Raw genomic sequence first — 18,331 nt, 5'->3', positions numbered from 1 at the left:
GACGGAACGACCGAAGCGGGGGAGCGCGATGACGCTGCCGTCCGCGGGCATCGCCGCCGGCGGCACCGCGGCGCCGCTGGCGGGCCTCACAGCGGAACGCGCGGGGGACTCCGCCGCGGCGCGTGTGGCCGAGGACCACCTGCGGCTGCTCGGGGCAGGGTCCGACGCGGAGCCGGGCGGCGCCCCGCCCGAGGACGCGCCCGCAGAAGCGTCGGCGGGCCGCCTGGTGCTCGGTGTGCCCGGCGGGCGCATCGCCTGCGGCATCGACTGGGCCGGTCCCCTCGGCATCCCCCTCGGTGACGAGACCGCCGTCCAGGCCGCCTGCGGCATCATGCACGTCCACGGCCGCGCGGCGGGGGAGCCGCGCCCGCTCGGGCTCGACTACGCCTCCGCGGTCGGCGGCGTGCTGGCCGTCCACGGACTGCTCGCCGCCGCCGTCGGCCGGCTGCGCGGATTGGACACCACGGGTGTGCGCACCTCGGTCGCCCAGGCGGCGCTGCTCAGCGTCGGCCAGTACCTGGCGGCGGCGACCGCGCCCGAGGCCGGGCGGCCGGAGGAGTCCCGCTCCGACGGCCCGCCGTTCGTCTCGGCCGACGGCGTGCGGTTCGAGATCGAGACGTTCGCCCCCGAGACCTGGCAGCGGTTCTGGTCGCTGCTGGGCGCCGACCGCGGCGCGCTCGCCCGCGGATGGCGCCCCTTCCTGCACCGCTTCGCCACCGCCGTCTGCCCGCTGCCGCCGGAACTGCACGGCACTGTCGCGGCTCACAGCTTCCGGGAGGTCGCCGGCGCCGGCCGGGCGGCGGGAATCAGCATCGTGCGGGTGCGCGCCGCCGGCCCCCCTGCCGCCGCCCGCACCGACCGCGCGCCGTGGCGGCTGTCCGCCGCTGCGCGCTCAGGGACTCCGGAGCCGGTGCACAGGCCCTGCGGCGCCGGAGCCGCAGGGCCGCTGGAAGGACTGGTGGTCGTCGAGTCCGCGCGGCGCGTCCAGGGGCCGCTGGCCGGGCACGTGCTGCGGCTGCTCGGCGCCGAGGTCGTGCGCATCGAGCCGCCCGGCGGCGACCCGCTGCGCTGGATGCCGCCCACGGTCGGCGCGTGCTCGGCGCGGTTCCTCGCGCTGAACCGCGGCAAGCGGGTCGTCGAGATCGACATCAAGTCCCCGGCGGGTCGGCGCGAGGTGTGCGAGCTCGTGGCCGGCGCCGACGTGTTCCTGCACAACTGGGCGCCGGGCAAGGCCGCCGCCTTCGGGCTGGACGCCGCCGACCTGCACGCGGTGCGCCCCGACCTGGTCTACGCCTGCGCCTCGGGCTGGGGCCGCGCCGAGGGGGCGGGGGCTGCGATGAGCGGGGCGGAACCGCTGGGCACCGACTTCCTGGTGCAGGCGCACAGCGGGGTCGGCGCGCTGGTGCACCCGCAGGGCGCGCCTCCCGCACCGTCGCTCATGACGTTGACCGACGTGCTGGGCGGGCTGGTCAGCGCGGAAGGGGTCCTCGCCGGGCTGCTGGCGCGGTGCCGGGGGGCCGGCGGGTCCCGGGTCGACTCCTCCCTCTACGACGCCGCGACCGTGCTCACCGGCTCGGCCGCAGCGGTCGGAGGGGGCGCGATTGGGGGCTCCCGTCCGGCCCGGCGCTCGCTGCGGGGGCCGCTGGACGAGCCGCTGCCCGCAGGCGACGGACGACTCGCCCTCGGGCCGCGTTCACGCGGCGCTCCCGACCAGGTGGCCCGTGCGCTGGGCGCGGCCGTGCAGGGCGGCGACGTCCGGGCGGGCCTGGCCGCGCGCTGCCGCGCCTCGCCGGCGGCCGAGCTGGCCGGGCGGCTGCGCGCCGGCGGGCTGGACGCCACCCCCGTATGCACCGACCTGGCGGAGCTGGCCGCCGACCCCCGGTTCGGCGCCGCCGTAGAGGGCGCCGGCGCCGCATTCGTCCGCTCACCCTGGGAGTTCTCGCCGTGAACGCTGCCTGGACGTCGAACAACGGGATCGTGCTCACCGACCTGGTGCCCTCGCGGCTGCGCCGCGCGTGGGTGCAGGAGGGGTACTGCCCCGACGTCGACCTCTACACCCTCTTCCGCCGCCGGGTGCGCGACCACCCGCACCGCGACGCCGTCGTCGACGCCGAGGGCACGCTCGACTACGCCGCATTGGACGCGCGGGTGCGCGGGATCGCCGGGGCCTTGTCGAAGGCGGGGTTCGGCCCGGGCGACATCGTCGCGGTCCAGCTCTCCGACGGCTGGCGGGCCGCGGCCGCCGAGCTTGCGGTGGCCGCGATCGGCGGGGTGTCGCTGCCCTATCCCGCCATGCGCGGGCGCGCGGGGATCACCGCGCTGCTGCGCCGCTCGCGGGCGAGCGCAGTGATCGCGGGCGACGCCACCGGGCGCACCGACCCCCTCGCCGAACTGGCGCGGCTGCGCCCGGAGGCACCGCACCTGGCGTCGGTGTTCTCCCTGGGCGCGGGCACCGGCCCGCGCGCCGGAGCCGTGCCGCTGGACGCGGCGGCCGCCGACGGCGCCGGGTGCGACGGGCCCGGGACCGCGGTTCCGCCCGAGTCGCCCGCGCGCATTCTGGTGACCTCCGGTTCGGAGTCCGAACCGAAGATGATCGCCTACTCCCACAACGCGTTCGCCGGCGGGCGCACCAACTACGTCGCCGCGCTGCACGACGGCTCGGTGCCCATGCGCAACCTGGTGCTGGTGCCGCTGGCCTCCTCCTACGGCTCGCTCGGCGTCCCGGTGACCCTCGCAGGGCTGGGCGGCACGCTGATCGTCCTTGAGAGGTTCGATCCCGCCGCAGCGCTGCGGGCGGCGGCCGAGCACCGGCCCACCCACCTGTTCGCGGTCCCCACCATGCTGCGCCGGATGGCGGCCCGGCCGCACCGCCCGGACGAGGACACGTCGTCGCTGCGCACCGTCGTGACCAGCTCGGCGGTGCTGGAGGCCGGAGTCCTCGACGCTACGCGCGCCCGGTTCGGCCGGCCGGTGCTCACCGTCTACGGATCAGCGGACGGCATGAACTGCCACACCCCCTATGGCACCAGCGCGCGGCCGGGCGGCGTCACCGGGCCGCCGGACCCGGCCGCGGCCGAGATCCGCATCGTGGCCTCCGACGGCCTCGACGCCGCGCCCGGCGTAGAGGGCGAGATCTGGGCGCGCGGGCCGATGAGCCCGTTGTGCTACGTCAACGCGCCCGAGTCGGACGCGCGCTACCGGTCGGACGATGGCTGGGTGCGCAGCGGCGACCGGGGCAGGTTCGAGGACGACGGCGCCTTGAGGGTGATCGACCGGATCAAGCGCGTCGTCAAGCGCGGCGGATACTCCATCAGCCCTCGCGAGGTCGAGCGGCGGGTCGCCGCGCACCCGGCGGTCGCCGAGGCGGTGTGCGTCCCGGTGCCCGACGAGGACCTGGGCGAGCGGCTGTGCGCGTGCGTGGTGCAGCGGGCGGGAGCGGCGCCGCTGGCGCTGGCCGAGCTGACCGTGTTCCTGGAGGACGCGGTCGGTCTGGAGCGCGTGAAGCTGCCGGAGGCGCTGCTGCGGCTGAGCGAAATGCCGCTGGGAGCCACCGGCAAGGTCTGCCACCGCACGCTGGCGGAGTGGGCGGCGTCCTCCGGCGAGCGGGCGTCCGCGTCGGCGCCGGGGGCGGCGCCCCCGGCCGCGGCGCGGCACGGCAGGTAGGCAACGGCGCACGCGGGCAGCGGAGAGGGGGAGCACATGGCGGATGCAATACGGGCGCTCGACACGGGGTGCGCGCGGCAGGAGGCGGCCGCGGCGGCAGTGCCGGCAGCGGCGGGGGCGGCGGGTCGGCTCGGGCAGACGGGCTACCTGTTCGACAACGACAGCGACCACGCGGTCGAGCAGCACGGCTGCCTCGCCGCGGCCTACGACCCGGCCACGACGCAGGCCCTCGCCCGGACGGGTGCGGGCCCCGGCTGGCGGTGCCTGGAGGTCGGCGGCGGAGGCGGCAGCGTGGGCCGGTGGCTGGCCCGGCGCGTGGCCCCGCGGGGCTCGGTGATGGTCACCGACATCAAGCCCGTGCACATCCCGCACGAGCCGGGAATGGCGGTGGTGCGGCACGACGTGGTGCGCGAGGGACTGCCCGAGTGTGCCTTCGACCTGGTGCACGCGCGGCTGGTGCTGATGCACCTGCCCGAGCGGGAGGCCGTGCTGGCCCGGCTGCTGCGCACGCTGCGCCCGGGCGGGTGGCTGCAGCTGGACGAGCTCGACGCCACCCACGCGCCGAGTCTGGCGATGCCCGATGAACCCGGAGCACGGCTGTACGCGCGCTTCCAGCGGGCCAAGCTTCGCGCGCTCGCCGCGTCGGGGGCCGACCCGGCATGGGGCGCGCACGCCGCAGCGGCGCTGCGCCGAACGGGGTTCGCCGACGTCGACCCGCGGCCGCACGTGTCGGTGTGGAGCGCCGGAGCGCCGGGCGCGCGCCTGCAGGCCCACCACACCCGCCACCTGCGCAAAGCCCTGCTGGAGGCCGGCATGACCGACGAGGAACTGGCGCAGGTGCGCCGCCTGCTGGCGCACCCGGACTTCCTGGCCTGCTCACCCGCCTTCTACACCGTCCAGGGCCGACGCCCCTAGCGCAGGCCGCCCCCGAACCCCGTTGATCTTGTAGCTATCGTGAGGTAAAACGATTTTCAGTGACGATAGCTACAAGATCGACGGTGCTGCGTTCGGGAAAGGCGTGGAGGTCAGCCGACGGAGAAGCTGAAGGGGCCGGTGATTCCGCTCGGCGGCGCGTGCCACCCGTGGTTCGGCTGGACCGCGACTCCGGGCGGCATGCAGTTCGGGGCAGCGTGGATCGTGACCTCGGAGTCGGTCTGGTTCAGCAGAACGTGCGCGGTTCCGGGAAGGGCATGGCACGATCCGTCCGGCGGATTCTCATAGGTGTCCAGGGCCTGGAGTTCGGACTTGTAGACGACTACCCTTCCCGTTGCGGCCTGTGCCGTACCGGCCATGGCCAGCACCAGCGCGCCGGAAAGAGCCGCGGCGGATATCACGGGAAGGGCTGAGGAAAACGGGCGCATTCGGTCTCCGGTAGACTCGATCGTGCATATGCGGACAAGTGTGCTGCGGCGTGTCCAGCGTTGCGATCCGATTCTGACTGCGCTCGATCCGCAGGTCAACAGGCCCTGTTGGTGCAGCCGCGGATTTCCGTTTTCGGAATTCGCTTCCGGGTGACCGAAAATGAACGCCTCAGAAACCGCGTTGCCCGGTTAATGTGGCCGGGGTGTGTATTCCCGAAAAGGCGGGCCGAACGGTTCGGACCGGAGCGAACCGGAGCCCTCCTCCGCGCGCGTCGCCGGCCGGCCCGCTCGGGACGGCGGGGCCCCGGTCCGCACGCGCACCCTCCGAAGCCGCCGCGGTCTCCCTATCGGGAACGACGGCTTCCGCGCGGCGCTTCTCATCTTGCTCTCATCCGCCTCGGCTTCGCTGGACCACCGATGACCAGACCCAGAATCCTCGTCGTCGACGACGAGCCCAACATCGTCGACATGGTGAGCACCGTGCTGGAGTTCCACGGCTTCGAGATGGCCGCGGCCGCCACCGCCGCCGAGGCCTACGCCGCGGCCCGCACGAGCCCGCCCGACCTCGTGGTGCTCGACGTCATGCTGCCCGACGGCAGCGGCTTCGAGGTGTGCCGCACGCTGCGCCGGTCCCTGCCGCGCGTGGGCATCGTCCTGCTCACCGCCAAGGACGCCCACAGCGAGCGCGTCGCCGGCCTCACCTTGGGAGCCGACGACTACGTCACCAAGCCGTTCAACATCGACGAGCTGCTGGCCCGCGTGCGCGCAGTGCTGCGCCGCATCGCCCCCTCGGAGGCCGCTGAGGCGGAGGAGGCCGTGCTGCGCTTCGCCGACATCGAACTCGACGAGGAGGCCTGCACGGTCCAGCGCGCCGGCCGCCCCGTGTCCCTGTCGCGCACCGAGTACGAGCTGCTGCGCTACCTGATGCTCAACCGCGGCCGGGTGCTCTCGCGCGCCCAGATCATCGACGCCGTGTGGAGCACCGACTACACGGGCGGGTCGAACATCGTCGACACCTACATCGGCTACCTGCGCCGCAAGCTCGGCACCTTGGGCCCCAACCTCATCCAGACCCAGCGCGGGTTCGGCTACGTGCTGCGCGCGGAGGACGACGCATGAGACGGCCCGTCCGGATCCGCACGCTGACCGGGCGCATGGTGGCCGTCAATGCCGTGCTGATGGCACTCGCCCTGGTCGTCGTCGCCGTATTCAGCGCGGCGTTCCTGCGCACCTACCTGCTCGACCGCCTCGACGAGCGCATCGAGATCGCCGCCGAGTTCGCGCGAGCACGCCAGGCCGACATCTTCGCCGGGGACCCCGCCGCGCTGGTCGAGCAGGTCCGCGCGCCCAGCGACTTCGTCGTCGAGTTCAGCGAAGGCGGCGCCCCCGGCACACCCGGATCGTCCGTCCACCGGATCCAGGGGTCGGGCCCCGTCCTGCTGCGCGACATCGACGTCTCCTCGGCCCCAGACGGCCCGTTCACCGTCCACCGCGACGGCGCCGACTACCGTGTCGCGCTCGTGCACGTGCCCTCCTACGACACGATAGCGCTCATCGGCGAGCCGATGGCGCCCGTCGACGAGACGGTCAAGCGGCTGGTGGCGGTCGAGGCGGCGTGCGGCGCGATGATGCTGCTGGTCGCGCTCGCGGCAGGTGCGGCGGTGATCAGGCGCGGCCTGCGGCCCCTCGGCGACGTCGTCGACACCGCCGAGGCCATCGCGGGCGGCGACATGGAGCGCCGCGTACCCCTGCCCGGCGCCAGGGACGCCGACGAGGCCCGGCGGCTCACCCGGTCGATCAACCGGATGCTCACCGGGCTTCGTTCGGCCCTGCGCGCCCGGGAAGCCTCGGAGGAGCGGCTGCGCCGGTTCGTCTCCGACGCCTCGCACGAGCTGCGCACGCCGCTGACGTCGATCCGCGGCTACCTGCAGATGGTCTCCCAGGGCGTCGTCGACGTAGCCGAGCGCCCCGACGTCATCACCCGCTCCCAGCAGGAGTCGGACCGCATGGCCGCCATCGTCGACGACTTGCTGTACTTGGCGCGTCTGGACGAGCGGCCGGCGCCCCGGCGCGAGGTCGTCGAGCTGGCCCGGGTCGTGGCCGACAGCGTCGCCGACGCGCGCGCCGCCCAGCCCGAACGCGAGTGGCGCGCCGACATCGCCGCCGAGGGCCTGGTGCTCGGCGACGAGCAGGAGCTGCGCCAGGCCGTGGCCAACGCGCTGGCCAACGTGCGGGTGCACACGCCCGCCACCAGCCCGGCGAGGGCCTCGCTGCGCCGGGTCGGCGGGCGCGTCGTGCTGGAGATCGCCGACGCGGGGCCGGGCGTCGACGAGGAGACGGCGCAGTTCGTGTTCGAGCGCTTCTACCGCGGCTCGCCCTCGCCGCGGCCCGGCAGCGGACTCGGGCTGCCCATCGTGCGTGCGGTGATGCGAGCCCACGGCGGAGACGCGGGCTTCACCTCCTCGCCGGAGGCCGGCACCACGCTGCGCCTGGAGTTCGCCCCGGTGGAGGGGCTCGGCTCGGCCGGGGAGGGCCGACCCCGTGACGACGGTCTCACCGCCGGTGGCGGACTCACATCGGATTCTCATCCTCTTCGTGACGCCTCCTCATCAGGGCCGGATGAGGTGGTCGCGGACGATCAGGCGCGGACGAGAGGAAGTGCGAGCATGGCCCGACTGCTGTACCGCCTGGGCGGATTCGCGTTCCGCCGCAGATGGCTGGTGGTGGCCGTCTGGGCGGTGGTGCTCATCGCCGCGCTCGGCGCCGCAGTGCAGTTCCGCGCGCCCATGGACGACACCTTCAGCATCCCCGGCACCGAGTCGGACCAGGCCACCGACCTGATGGAGACCCGGTTCGACGGCCGGGGCGGCACGGCCACCGCTGTGCTGCGCGCACCCGGCGGCGCCGACGTCGTGGACGACGAGGCCTACGCCGATGCCGTGCGCGAGACCGCCGCCGAATTGGAGGACGTCGAGGGCGTCGACGCCGTGAACGGCCCCCACCAGGCGCTCGACGACGCCCGCCAGGAGTACCGCGAGGGAATCGCCGAGGCGACGGACGAGGCCCGCGAGACGGCGCGCGAACAGGTCGAAGGGCAGATCCCGCCGGGGACGCCCGACCGCGATCGGCTCATCGCCGACGCGCTGCCCGAGGCCCAGGAGCAGGCCGTACAGAAGGTCGAGGAGCAGGCCCCGGGCTTCGACGAGGACGAGGTCGTCGAGAAGATCCCGCAGTTCTCCGACGACCGCACCACCGTGATGCTGAACGTGCAGCTCAGCCAGCCTGACGACTCCGTGGACCAGGAGACCGTCGATGCGATCCTCGAGACCGGCGACAGCGCGCGCGATGCCGGCATGGAGGTCGAGTTCAGCGGCCAGGCCATCACCATGGCCCCGCCCGAGGTCGGCGCGGGCGAGGCCGTGGGCGTCGTCGCCGCGCTCGTCATCCTCCTCGTCAACTTCGGTGCGGTGGTGGCCGCAGGGCTGCCGGTCCTGGTGGCGCTGCTGGGTGTGGGCGTGGGGATGGCCCTGCTGTACGCGGCGACCGGGTTCGTGGACCTCAGCAGCACCGCGCCGATTCTGGCGATGATGCTCGGGATCGCCGTGGGCATCGACTATGTGCTGTTCGTGCTCTCGCGCCACCGCAAGCAGGTGGCCGACGGCATGGACCCGGCCGAGTCGGCCGCGCGCTCCATCGGCACGGCGGGCGGTGCCGTGGTCTTCGCCGGGGTCACCGTCGTCATCGCGCTGGCGGGGCTCTCCCTCGCGGGCATCCCGTTCCTGACGATGATGGGCGTCGCCGCAATGGTGACGGTTTCCCTCGCGGTGCTGCTGGCCGTCACGCTCCTGCCCGCTCTGCTGGGCTTCCTCGGCCGCCGCGTGGGCGCCGGACGGCTGCCGGTCCTCGGCCGACGCGCCGAGGCGGCGCTGGGCGCCGAGCGCCCGATGAGCACGCGGTGGGTGACCGCGGTGACCCGCCACCCGCTCGCAGCGGTCCTGGCCGTGCTGGCGGTGCTGGTCATCGCCCTGGTTCCGGTGCGCGACCTGCACCTGGGCCTGCCCACCGACGCCACGAGCGCCGAGGACACCACCCAGCGGCAGGCCTACGAGATCGTCAGCGAGGAGTTCGGCCCCGGCTACTCCGGTCAGCTGGCGGTAGTCGCCGACCTGACGGGCCTGTCCGACACCCCGGCCGCCGCCGACGACGTCGCCGAGCGCCTAGAGAAGCTCGACGGAGTCCAGGAGGTCATGACGCCCCAGCTGAACGACGTCGAAGACACCGCGATCATCGCCGTGGTCCCCGAGACCGGCCCCTCGGCCTACGCGACCGAGGACCTGCTGCACGAGGTGCGGGGGTTGTCCGACGACATCGACGAGGAGGTCGGAGCGCGGATCGCGGTCGCCGGCGCCACCGCCACGGCCATCGACGTCTCCGAGAGCCTGGCCGACTCGCTGCCGGTGTTCGTGACGGTGGTCGTGGGACTCGCGCTGATCCTGATGGCGGTCGTGTTCCGCTCGATCGTCGTGCCCCTCAAGGCCGCTCTGGGCTTCGTCCTCAGCGCGGGGGCGGCGCTGGGGCTGACGGTGGCCGTGTTCCAGTGGGGCTACGGCGCCGGACTGCTGGGCGTCGAGCCCGCGCCGACGCTGCTGGCGTTCATGCCGACCCTGCTCGTGGGGATCCTGTTCGGGCTCGCCATGGACTACGAGGTGTTCCTCGTCTCGCGGATGCGCGAGGACTACGTGCACCACGGCGACGCGCAGGCGGCCGTGGCCACCGGCTTCCGCCAAGGCGCCCGGGTCGTCACGGCGGCGGCGGCGATCATGGTCATCGTGTTCGCGTCGTTCGTGTTCGGCGACAACGCGATGGTCAAGCCGATCGCCTTCGTGCTGGCGGCGGGGGTGCTCTTCGACGCCTTCCTGGTCCGCATGACCCTGGTCCCGGCGGTGATGGCCCTGTTCGGCCGGGCGGCCTGGTGGCTGCCGCGGTGGCTGGACGCGCTGCTGCCCGACGTCGACATCGAGGGCGAGCGTCTGGGCACCGCCCACCCGGCACCGGCCGCGGAGAAGGCGCCGGAGAGCGGGGACGCCGGCAGCGCCGCGCACAGCCAGCCCGCCGGGGGCGGACCCGCCGAGTGCTAGCGCGGCATCGGCAGTGACGGAAGGAAGGGGCGGCAGGGCTCAGAGAATGGGCTCTCTGCCGAATGGCCCCCGGGGCCGATTCTGCGCCGACCGGTGCTCCCGTATCGGGTCGCCGCGATTACCCGCGCGGTCTGGCCGCATTAGTGCGCGGCGCATGATGCAAGATCTCCGGTGTCGCTGTTTCGGCGCTGATCCACGATTTCCAAATTGGATAATCCAAAACACTCTAAATCTACGCATCAGGGGTCATGGGTTAGCCGTCGAGGGCCCGCGGTTATTTCGGGCCGGCTCGGCGGTTCGCTTCGGAAATACTCAGGTGGATGGGTACAGTCCACTCCCGTGTAGAGGTCCTGGATGCCGTTTCGTGTCCATGGGCTGCTCAGACGACGTCGCAAGAACCATCCTTGACGACCGTGGAACGGGGTTTCCGTCTGGATTTCGCCTGCGGTCGAGTTCCTGATTCAGAGAGAGTGCATTAGATGAAATCTAGCTCGATGCGCGCTTTCCGGTCTTCGCCTCCTTATGTCCTGGCGGCGGCCGGAATCGCCCTCATGCTGGCCCTCGCGATGCTGGGTCTCACGGCAACCAGCGCGCGAGCGCAGCCCGCACCAGTGGACCTCGGTACCGCTGACAGTTTCGCGGTCCTGGCCGGCCAGGCGGTCACCAACACCGGGCCGAGTGTCGTCGGCGGGGATCTGGGGGTCCACCCGGGTACCGCTGTCACCGGGTTCCCTCCGGGAATGGTCACCGGGGCGACCCACACCGCGGATGCCGTCGCCCTCCAGGCACAGTCCGACCTGACTACCGCGTATAACGACGCGGCCGGGCGTCCGGCAACCGCCAGCGTCTCCGGTGACCTCGTGGGGCAGACGTTTACACCCGGTGTCTACCAGGCCAGTTCGTCGCTCGGGCTGACCGGAACGGTGACGCTGGACGCGCAGGGTGACCCCGACGCCGCGTTCATTTTCCAGATCGGCTCCACACTCATCACCGGGTCGGCCAGTGACGTCAACCTGGTGAACGGCGCCCAGGCTTGCAACGTCTTCTGGCAGGTCGGGAGTTCGGCGACGCTGGGGACCAACTCTACGTTCACCGGCAACATCCTTGCGCTGACGTCGATTAGCGCGAACACGGGTGCCACGGTCGACGGCCGTCTGCTGGCTCGCAACGGTGAAGTGACGCTCGACAACAACGTGATCCAGCGGGCTGACTGCGACGAAGACGGCGACGGGAACGGCGACGGCGACGGCGACGGCGACGGGAACGGCGACGGCGACGGGAACGGCGACGGCGACGGGAACGGCGACGGCGACGGGAACGGTGACGGTGACGGCGACGGCGACGGCGACGGGAACGGCGACGGGAACGGCGACGGCGACGGCGACGGGAACGGCGACGGCGACGGGAACGGCGACGGCGACGGGAACGGCGACGGGAACGGCGACGGGAACGGGAACGGCGACGGGAACGGCGACGGGAACGGGAACGGGAACGGGAACGGCGACGGGAACGGGAACGGCGACGGGAACGGGAACGGCGACGGGAACGGGTACCCGAACGGCTACTGATGTCCTGATCGTGCACGGAAACTAGGGATTCGATCCTCTGCGGTACTCAGGATCGAAGCGAATGTCTCCCTGGTCTGTATGTGACCCGATCGACCGATGAACCTGGCCGCTTCACCTCAGTCGGTGGGGCGGCCAGGTTTTGTGCGTCCTTCCACCGTCTTCGGGGGTGCGGTGGTGGGGCGGGCTCCCGGCGGTCAGGCCAGCGCGTCGACCGCGACCTCCGCCGACTCGGCCACCAGGGCGTCGTCGGTCTCGGCGTCGGGATCGTCGTGCTTGGTCAGCACCGCCATGACGATGGGGGCGTCATCGGGCGGCCAGACCACCGCGATGTCGTTGCGGGTGCCGTAGTCGGCACTCCCGGTCTTGTCGCCGACCGTCCAGCCCTCGGGCACCCCGGCGCGGATGACGGCGTCGCCGGTGGTGTTGCGGCGCATCATGTCCACGAGGATCTCGCGCTTGCCCTCGGGAAGCTCGTCGCCCAGGGTGTAGGCGCGCAGGCTGGATGTCAGAGCGCGCGGTGTGCTCGTGTCCCGGAGCTCGCCCGGTTCCCAGTCGTTGAGGCCGGGCTCGATCCGGTCCACGCGGGTGGTCTCGTCGCCGATCCCATGCAGCGCCTCCTGCAGGCCGTCCGGCCCGCCGAGCTCCTCGAAGAGCAGGTTGGCCGCCGTGTTGTCGCTGTAGCGCAGCGCGGCGTCGATCACCTCGCGCAGCTCCATGCCCTCGTCGACGTGCTTGGAGGTGATCGGAGCCCACTCAAGGAGGTCGTCCTCGGTGTAGGTGATGCGCTTGTCCAGCTCGTCCATCGGCGTCTGCTCCAGCACTGCGCCAGCCGAGAACACCTTGTGCGTCGAGGCGTAGGCGAACCGCTCGTCGGCGTTAAAGGCAACAGCCGCACCGGAGCCGGTGTCGAGGGCGTAGACCCCGACGTCGGCGTCGTGCTCCCTCTCCAACCGCTTCAGGTCGGGCACGTACTCGCCGCGCGGGGGAGAGGCGGCGGAGTCCGGCGCCGGGGTCGACGCCGCGACAGGGGAGGCGGAGGGTGCTGCGGCCTCGTCGGCGGCGCATCCGGCGAGCGGGGCGAGGGCGAGCGCGGCGGCCGCGGTCAGTCCCGCACCCCGGCGGAATCGGAGGTTCATATGGGTGAAGCCTTCCTCTGGTGCGAACTCTGCCGGCCGCGCGCATGCGGCTCCGATGCCGTGACCGGGCGCGGGAGCCCCCGGCGCCGCCCTGCGCGCGGACGGGAGGCCCCCGTTCGGCGGCCACGCAGCACAGTCTTGCCGCGCCCGCTGATGCCGTCCAAGACGCAAACAGCGGTTCCCATGCGCTTCCGGCATAAGATCAGGCCATGGACCTCGTCGGCGCCTGCGTGGCGTTCGTCTACGTGAGCGAACGCGGCAGCTTCACCCTCGGCGCGGCGGCCGCCCGCATCCCGCAGCCGGTCGCCAGCCGCCGCATCGGCTCGCTGGAGCGACATCTGGGCGGGCGGCTGTTCGACCGCTCGACCCGCCGCGCCATCCTCACGCCCTTCGGCCGCGACATGCTGCCCTCGGCCCGGCGGCTGGTCGCCCTGGCCGAGGCCATGGAGCACGACGCCGAACGCGCCCGCCTCGCACCGCTGCGGCTGGCGGTGCCCGACGTGTGCGGCACGCGCGAGCTGGCGCAGTTGGGGGCAGACGCGCTGCGACAAGATGTCCGGCTGGACCTGCACCCCGCACCCCCGCGGGTGCGGGAGGACCTGCTGCGCACGCGGCAGGTGCGCGCGTCCGTCGCCGCCGTGCCCGCCGACGAGGCAGCATGGCGCGTACCGCTGGGGCTGGCGAGCGTGGCCGAACCCCGATCCGCGGCAGTCCACCTGGAGACGCTGCGGGTGGGCCGGGGCGACTCCGAGGTGCGGCGCCGCGTGTGGATCCAGCCCGAGGACGACGTCCCCCACATCCGCGACCGTGTCCGGCGGCTCGGCGAGTCGGTGGGCCTGCAGCCCGCCCAGATCGCGGTGGCCTCGGCCTTCACCACCGCCGCGGCGCACGTACTGGACTCCGCCGAACTGGGCATCCACTGGCGTCCGGCGGGCGGGATCGCCCCGGTGCGCGGCTACGCCGTCGCCGCCGGGGAGGGCGAGGACGCCGAGCGCATCGAGCGCGAACTCGCGGAGGGTCTGGCCGCCTGCCTCGGGGCCGACCGCGGCGCGGAGGAGCGCCGGTGAGCCCGGGCCCGTTCGGCGGCGGCGAGTCCGCCCTGCTCCGCGACGTCCGCCGCGAACTCGACGAGGGCGGTCTGCACGGCTCTTTCCTGGTGCGCGATCTGGGGACCGGGGAGGAGATCGGCATCGACCCGGACCTCGACCACCCGATCGCCTCGCTGGTCAAGGTGCCCCTGGCGGCCGCGACCCTGGAGCGGGTGCGCCGGGGTGAACTGGACGGCGCGGAGCCCATCCGGGTGGAACCGGGCCGCGTCACCACTCCCGGGCCGATGGGACTGACCAGGTTCCGCCATCCCGCGTGGGCGGCGCTGGAGGACCTCGTCTACCTGAGCACCTCCATCAGCGACACCGCCGCCGCCGACGCCCTCTTCGCGCTCACCCCGCCTGCCGGGGTCGCCCGGTGGCTGGAGTCGGCGGGCCTTCGCGGGCTCAGTGTGCGCCACACACTCAGCGGGCTGCACGAGACACCGGCCGAGCGCCTCGACCCCGGCGAGGCGCACCTGGCGCACACTCTGGCCATCCAGGCCGGCACGCCCGGGCGCGGGCACGGCCTGGCCCTGCTCGATGCGACCCGCGCCAACGCCGGTTCGGCGCGGGCGCTGGTTGAGCTGCTGCAGGCGCTGTGGCGGCCCTCCGCGGTCCATCCCGAGGTGGCCGAGCGGGTACGCGAACTGATGGGCGCCAACACGCTGCGGCAGCGGCTGGCCCCCGACTTCGCCTCCGACGCGGCCGCCTGGTCGTCCAAGACCGGCACCCTGCTGAACCTGCGGCACGAGTTCGGCGTGGTCGAGCACGCCGATGGCCAGGCGTTCGCTGTCGCCGCACTGACCGCCTCGCGTGTGCCCGCCACCGTCCAGCCCGCGGCCGAGGCGCTGATGGGCCGCACCGCCCGCCGACTGCGCGACCACCTGCGCGGCGGCTGAGCGCCCCTGCTGCGGTCTCCGCCCTGCTCATCGCCGCTGTTCTTGTGGCCACCGCAAATGGAAATCGCTTTCCATTCCGATGGCCGCTGGATCGACGGTTCGCGCGTGTGTCACATCCGGCCGGGCCGCAGCGTCCTTGATGTGTAGGCCCACACCCCGAGCCAGGAGAAGGAGTCCGGCATGGAGCCCCGTTTGGACGTCTGGAACAACCCCACCGCAGGCAGGATCCTCAAGCACCTCAGCTCGACGGGCAAGGTGCTCGCGGAATCGCCGCTGCCGGGCGCGACGCAGGAGCTGGTGAAGATCCGCGCGAGCCAGATCAACGGATGCGGTTTCTGCGTCGACATGCACACCAAGGAGGCGTTGGCCGCGGGCGAGACGCAGACGCGCCTCAACCTGGTCGCGGCCTGGCGGGAGGCCTCGGTCTTCACCGAGGCCGAGCGCGCCGCCCTGGAGCTGGCGGAGCAGGGCACCCGCATCGCCGACGCGGTCGGCGGCGTGACCGACGAGGCGTGGGAGGGCGCCGCCAAGCACTTCGACGAGGACCAGCTCGTCGCCCTGGTGTCAGCGATCGCCGTCATCAACGCCTTCAACCGCCTGAACGTCGTCGTCCAGAACCCCGCCGGCGACTACCGGCCCGGCCAGTTCGCATAGTCGAGTAGCTCGTCGAGCGGTACCAGCAGTTCGGACGGCGCGGTGCGGTCGGCGGGCTTCCCCTCCGGCCGCACCGCGCGGCCGGACGATCCCCGGGCCCCTGCGAACATGCCGCCCTGCACGGGTTGCCTCCGATGTGGGAAATGTCGTGGAATCGCACTACGCCGCGGCACCCTCACCCGGCGCGACTACCTCGAAGGGGCATCTCGTGGTGCAACAGCAGCGACAGGAGCAGCACAAGCCCAGATGGCGGCTGATCGGTCCGGGGATCGTCGTGGCCGCCACGGGTGTGGGATCGGGCGACATGGTCGCCAGCCTCGTGGCGGGTGAGCGGTTCGGATACACACTGCTGTGGGCGGTCGTGGTCGGCTGCATCGTGAAGATCGCGCTGGCCGAGGCCACTGGGCGCTGGCACCTGGCCTCGGGCCAGACCATATTCGACGGCTGGCGCGGGATGGGCCTGTGGACGTTCGTCTTCTTCGGCCCCTACATCGTGATCTGGGGTTTCGTCTACGGCGCCACCGCGATGTCGGCGACGGCGCTGCCTCTGCAGGCGCTGTTCCCCTCGGTTCCCCTGTGGGTGTTCGCGGTGCTGGCCGGTATATCGGGCCTGGCCTTCGTGTGGTTCAACCGGTACCCCGTGCTGGAGCGGGTGATGACCGTGCTGATCGGGGTCCTGTTCGTCACCGTCGTCGGACTGGCGATCTACCTCGTGCCGGACCTGGGCTCCATGGCGGCCGGACTGGTGCCGACCGCCCCGCCCGACTCGCTCTTCTACTCCCTCGGCCTGATCGGCGGCGTCGGCGGCACGATCACCATGGCGGCCTACGGCTTCTGGTGCAACGCCAAGGGCTGGCGCGACGCCGGCTGGATCCGCATGATGCGCCTGGACAACCGGGTCGCCTACATCACCACCGGCGTGTTCGTCGTCGCGATGCTGGTCGTCGGCGGCGAACTGCTGCACAGCGCCCAGATCGCGCTCGCCGAAGGCGACGAGGGCCTGTTGCAGGTGGGCGAGGTGCTGCAGGAGCGCTTCGGGACGTTCGTCTCGGTGCTCTTCCTCATCGGCTTCTTCGCCGCCGCCTACTCCTCGCTGCTGGGTGTCTGGCACGGCGTCAGCCTGATGTTCGCCGACTTCGTGGGCAACATCCGCGGGCGCCCCGACCGGCCGGTCGAGGAGCGCGAGTCCAGCTGGGAGTTCCGTGCCTTCCTGCTGTGGCTGACGTTCCCGTCCATGCTCCTGCTTCTGTTCGACAAGCCGATCCAGCTGGTCATCGCCTACGGCGTGCTCGGTTCGGCGTTCATGCCCTTCCTCGCCTTCACCCTGATGTGGCTGCTGAACACCAGCCGCACACCGCAGGAGTGGCGCAACGGCGTGCTGAGCAACGTCGCCCTGACCGTGGCGGGCGGGCTCTTCCTCGTGCTGTGCGGCAACGAGGTATGGAGCCAGCTCACCGCCGTGTGAGCGGGCCGGGAGGGGCCGGCGCGCGGCGCGCCGGCCCCTCCCGGCAGGGCCGCGGCCGAACGGGCGCCGGCTCACTCCTCCGCCAGGACCGACTCCTCCACCTGCCCGCGGAGCCGGTCGCCGGCCTCTTCCAGCGCTTCGACGACGGCCTCCCGCCGCTCGCGCGCCAGTCCGCCCAAGGCCTCCTCGGCCAGCTCGTCCCAGACGGCCTCAATGCGTGGCACGAGCCGGCGCGCCTCCTGCGTCAGGACGATGCGCACCTGGCGCCGGTCGGCCAGCACCGGCTCGCGCCGGAACAGCTCCCGCTTCTCCAGCCGCGCCAGGGTCCGCGTGGCCGTCGGAGGCTCGATGCCCAGGCGCGTCGCGAGCTGCGAGACGGTCATGCCGCCCTCCTCCTGGGCCAGCAGCCACAGGAGCACGTCCTGGCCGGGGTGCAGGCCCAGCTCGGCGAGCTTGCGGGACTTCACCTCGCGGTAGAGCTTGCCCATCTTGTTCAGCGCGCGGTTGACCCGCCTGGCCTCTTCGCTTTCCACTCGACCATCGTACTGGTGTATAGTCGGCTAATAAGTAGTCGGCTATCTGAATGGGAAGCGAAATGGATCTGAAGCTCAACGGCAGGACAGTCCTGGTCACCGGTGGGTCGGGGGACATCGGCCGCGCGATCGTCTCCGCGTTCGCCGCGGAGGGCGCCGCGGTCGCGGTGGGCTGGCACAGCGACCGCACGGGCGCCGAGGAGTCGGTGCGCGCCGCCGAAGCGGCGGGCGCACGGGCGGTGGGCGTGCACCTGGACCAGGCCGACCCCGAATCCGCCGCCCGGGCCGTGGCCGAGGTGGAGCGGACACTGGGCGGCGCCGACATCGTGGTGGCCAACGCCGTCGCCTGGCCCTCCTCCTTCGAGTACAGCTGGGAGGACCTGACCGCCGGGCTCGCCGCCAACGCCGCCGGTCCCGTAGCGCTGGTGGAGGCGGCGCTTCCGGCGATGCGCAGCGCCGGGTGGGGGCGCGTGGTGCTGGTCTCCTCCGACGTGCTCGACCAGCCGATACCCGCGGCCGCCGCCTACCCGGCCGCCAAGGGCGCGCTGGAGGCCGCCGCCCGGGTCTTCGCCGTGCGCGAGGCCCGTCACGGCGTTCTCACCAACGTCGTGCGGCCCGGATTCACTCTCACACGGCGCGCGCTCGACCACCCGCGGATGGGCCGCTCCGCGGTCGAGGCCGAGGGGGAGAAGACCCCGACGGGCCGCATCTGCACCCCCGAGGACGTCGCCGGCGCCGTGGCCTACCTCGGCTCCGGCGCGAACGGCCACGTCAACGGCGAGGTGCTCTCCGTCGCCGGCGGGCGGCAGCTGACGCGCTGAGCGGC

General features: G+C 72.8%; 14 protein-coding genes. 11 read left to right on the top strand and 3 right to left on the bottom strand.

The genetic code is table 11. From position 1 onward, the window contains the following. Positions 1-28 precede the first annotated feature (28 nt). Genes RM446_RS04705 through RM446_RS04695 form a run of 3 tightly spaced genes read left to right on the top strand, consistent with a single transcriptional unit; the run spans position 29 to position 4,578 of the window. Positions 29-1,948, top strand: coding sequence for a CoA transferase (locus tag RM446_RS04705; RefSeq protein WP_311543849.1), 1,920 nt, complete (start codon positions 29-31; stop codon positions 1,946-1,948). Then, positions 1,945-3,663 carry a class I adenylate-forming enzyme family protein gene (locus tag RM446_RS04700; RefSeq protein WP_311543848.1) on the top strand — a complete coding sequence of 573 codons (1,719 nt, stop codon included), beginning with the start codon at positions 1,945-1,947 and terminating at the stop codon, positions 3,661-3,663. The genes RM446_RS04705 and RM446_RS04700 overlap by 4 nt, the downstream gene beginning before the upstream one ends. 36 nt (positions 3,664-3,699) lie before the next feature. Then, on the top strand, positions 3,700-4,578 hold the full coding sequence (locus tag RM446_RS04695) for a class I SAM-dependent methyltransferase (protein ID WP_311543847.1): 879 nt from the start codon (positions 3,700-3,702) through the stop codon (positions 4,576-4,578). Positions 4,579-4,688: 110 nt separating this feature from the next. Here RM446_RS04695 and RM446_RS04690 read toward each other — a convergent pair whose 3' ends face one another. Beyond that, positions 4,689-4,997, bottom strand: a complete 309-nt coding sequence (locus tag RM446_RS04690) for a hypothetical protein (protein WP_311543846.1) — start codon at positions 4,995-4,997, stop codon at positions 4,689-4,691. A 444-nt stretch (positions 4,998-5,441) separates the two neighbouring features. On the opposite strand from RM446_RS04690, the gene RM446_RS04685 reads away from it, so the two are divergent. From RM446_RS04685 to RM446_RS04675, 3 genes are all read left to right on the top strand, one after another. After that, positions 5,442-6,143, top strand: coding sequence for a response regulator transcription factor (locus RM446_RS04685; protein ID WP_311543845.1), 702 nt, complete (start codon positions 5,442-5,444; stop codon positions 6,141-6,143). Next, entirely contained in the window at positions 6,140-10,162 is a 4,023-nt protein-coding gene (locus RM446_RS04680; RefSeq protein ID WP_311543844.1) for an MMPL family transporter, read from the top strand. The genes RM446_RS04685 and RM446_RS04680 overlap by 4 nt, the downstream gene beginning before the upstream one ends. 611 nt (positions 10,163-10,773) lie before the next feature. After that, positions 10,774-11,730 (top strand): ice-binding family protein, encoded by a 957-nt coding sequence (locus RM446_RS04675; protein WP_311543843.1) that lies wholly within the window; start codon positions 10,774-10,776, stop codon positions 11,728-11,730. Positions 11,731-11,924: 194 nt separating this feature from the next. Here the strand turns inward: RM446_RS04675 and bla are convergent, their stop codons facing one another. Next, on the bottom strand, positions 11,925-12,866 hold the full coding sequence (bla, locus tag RM446_RS04670; protein ID WP_311543842.1) for a class A beta-lactamase: 942 nt from the start codon (positions 12,864-12,866) through the stop codon (positions 11,925-11,927). 209 nt (positions 12,867-13,075) lie between these two features. Here bla and RM446_RS04665 point away from each other — a divergent pair, with 209 nt between their 5' ends. From RM446_RS04665 to RM446_RS04650, 4 genes are all read left to right on the top strand, one after another. Beyond that, the gene (locus tag RM446_RS04665; RefSeq protein WP_311543841.1) at positions 13,076-13,933 is read left to right on the top strand and encodes a LysR family transcriptional regulator; all 858 of its coding nucleotides are present in this window, start codon (positions 13,076-13,078) and stop codon (positions 13,931-13,933) included. Continuing rightward, on the top strand, positions 13,930-14,853 hold the full coding sequence (locus tag RM446_RS04660; RefSeq protein WP_311543840.1) for a serine hydrolase: 924 nt from the start codon (positions 13,930-13,932) through the stop codon (positions 14,851-14,853). Before RM446_RS04665 ends, RM446_RS04660 begins: the two co-directional genes overlap by 4 nt. A gap of 180 nt (positions 14,854-15,033) precedes the next feature. Continuing rightward, positions 15,034-15,507 (top strand): carboxymuconolactone decarboxylase family protein, encoded by a 474-nt coding sequence (locus RM446_RS04655; RefSeq protein WP_311543839.1) that lies wholly within the window; start codon positions 15,034-15,036, stop codon positions 15,505-15,507. Positions 15,508-15,718: 211 nt separating this feature from the next. After that, positions 15,719-16,972, top strand: a complete 1,254-nt coding sequence (locus RM446_RS04650) for an Nramp family divalent metal transporter (RefSeq protein WP_311543838.1) — start codon at positions 15,719-15,721, stop codon at positions 16,970-16,972. A 71-nt stretch (positions 16,973-17,043) separates the two neighbouring features. Here RM446_RS04650 and RM446_RS04645 read toward each other — a convergent pair whose 3' ends face one another. After that, positions 17,044-17,505, bottom strand: coding sequence for a MarR family winged helix-turn-helix transcriptional regulator (locus RM446_RS04645; protein WP_311543837.1), 462 nt, complete (start codon positions 17,503-17,505; stop codon positions 17,044-17,046). 62 nt (positions 17,506-17,567) lie between these two features. Between RM446_RS04645 and RM446_RS04640 the strand changes: the two genes are divergently transcribed. Then, on the top strand, positions 17,568-18,326 hold the full coding sequence (locus tag RM446_RS04640) for an SDR family NAD(P)-dependent oxidoreductase (RefSeq protein ID WP_311543836.1): 759 nt from the start codon (positions 17,568-17,570) through the stop codon (positions 18,324-18,326). The last annotated feature ends 5 nt before the right edge of the window (positions 18,327-18,331 follow it).

The sequence above is a fragment of the Streptomonospora wellingtoniae genome (assembly GCF_031845375.1).
Classification (GTDB): domain Bacteria; phylum Actinomycetota; class Actinomycetes; order Streptosporangiales; family Streptosporangiaceae; genus Streptomonospora; species Streptomonospora wellingtoniae.
Note: the sequence above shows the minus strand (reverse complement) of the source record. Positions and strands in the feature narration are given on the sequence as shown.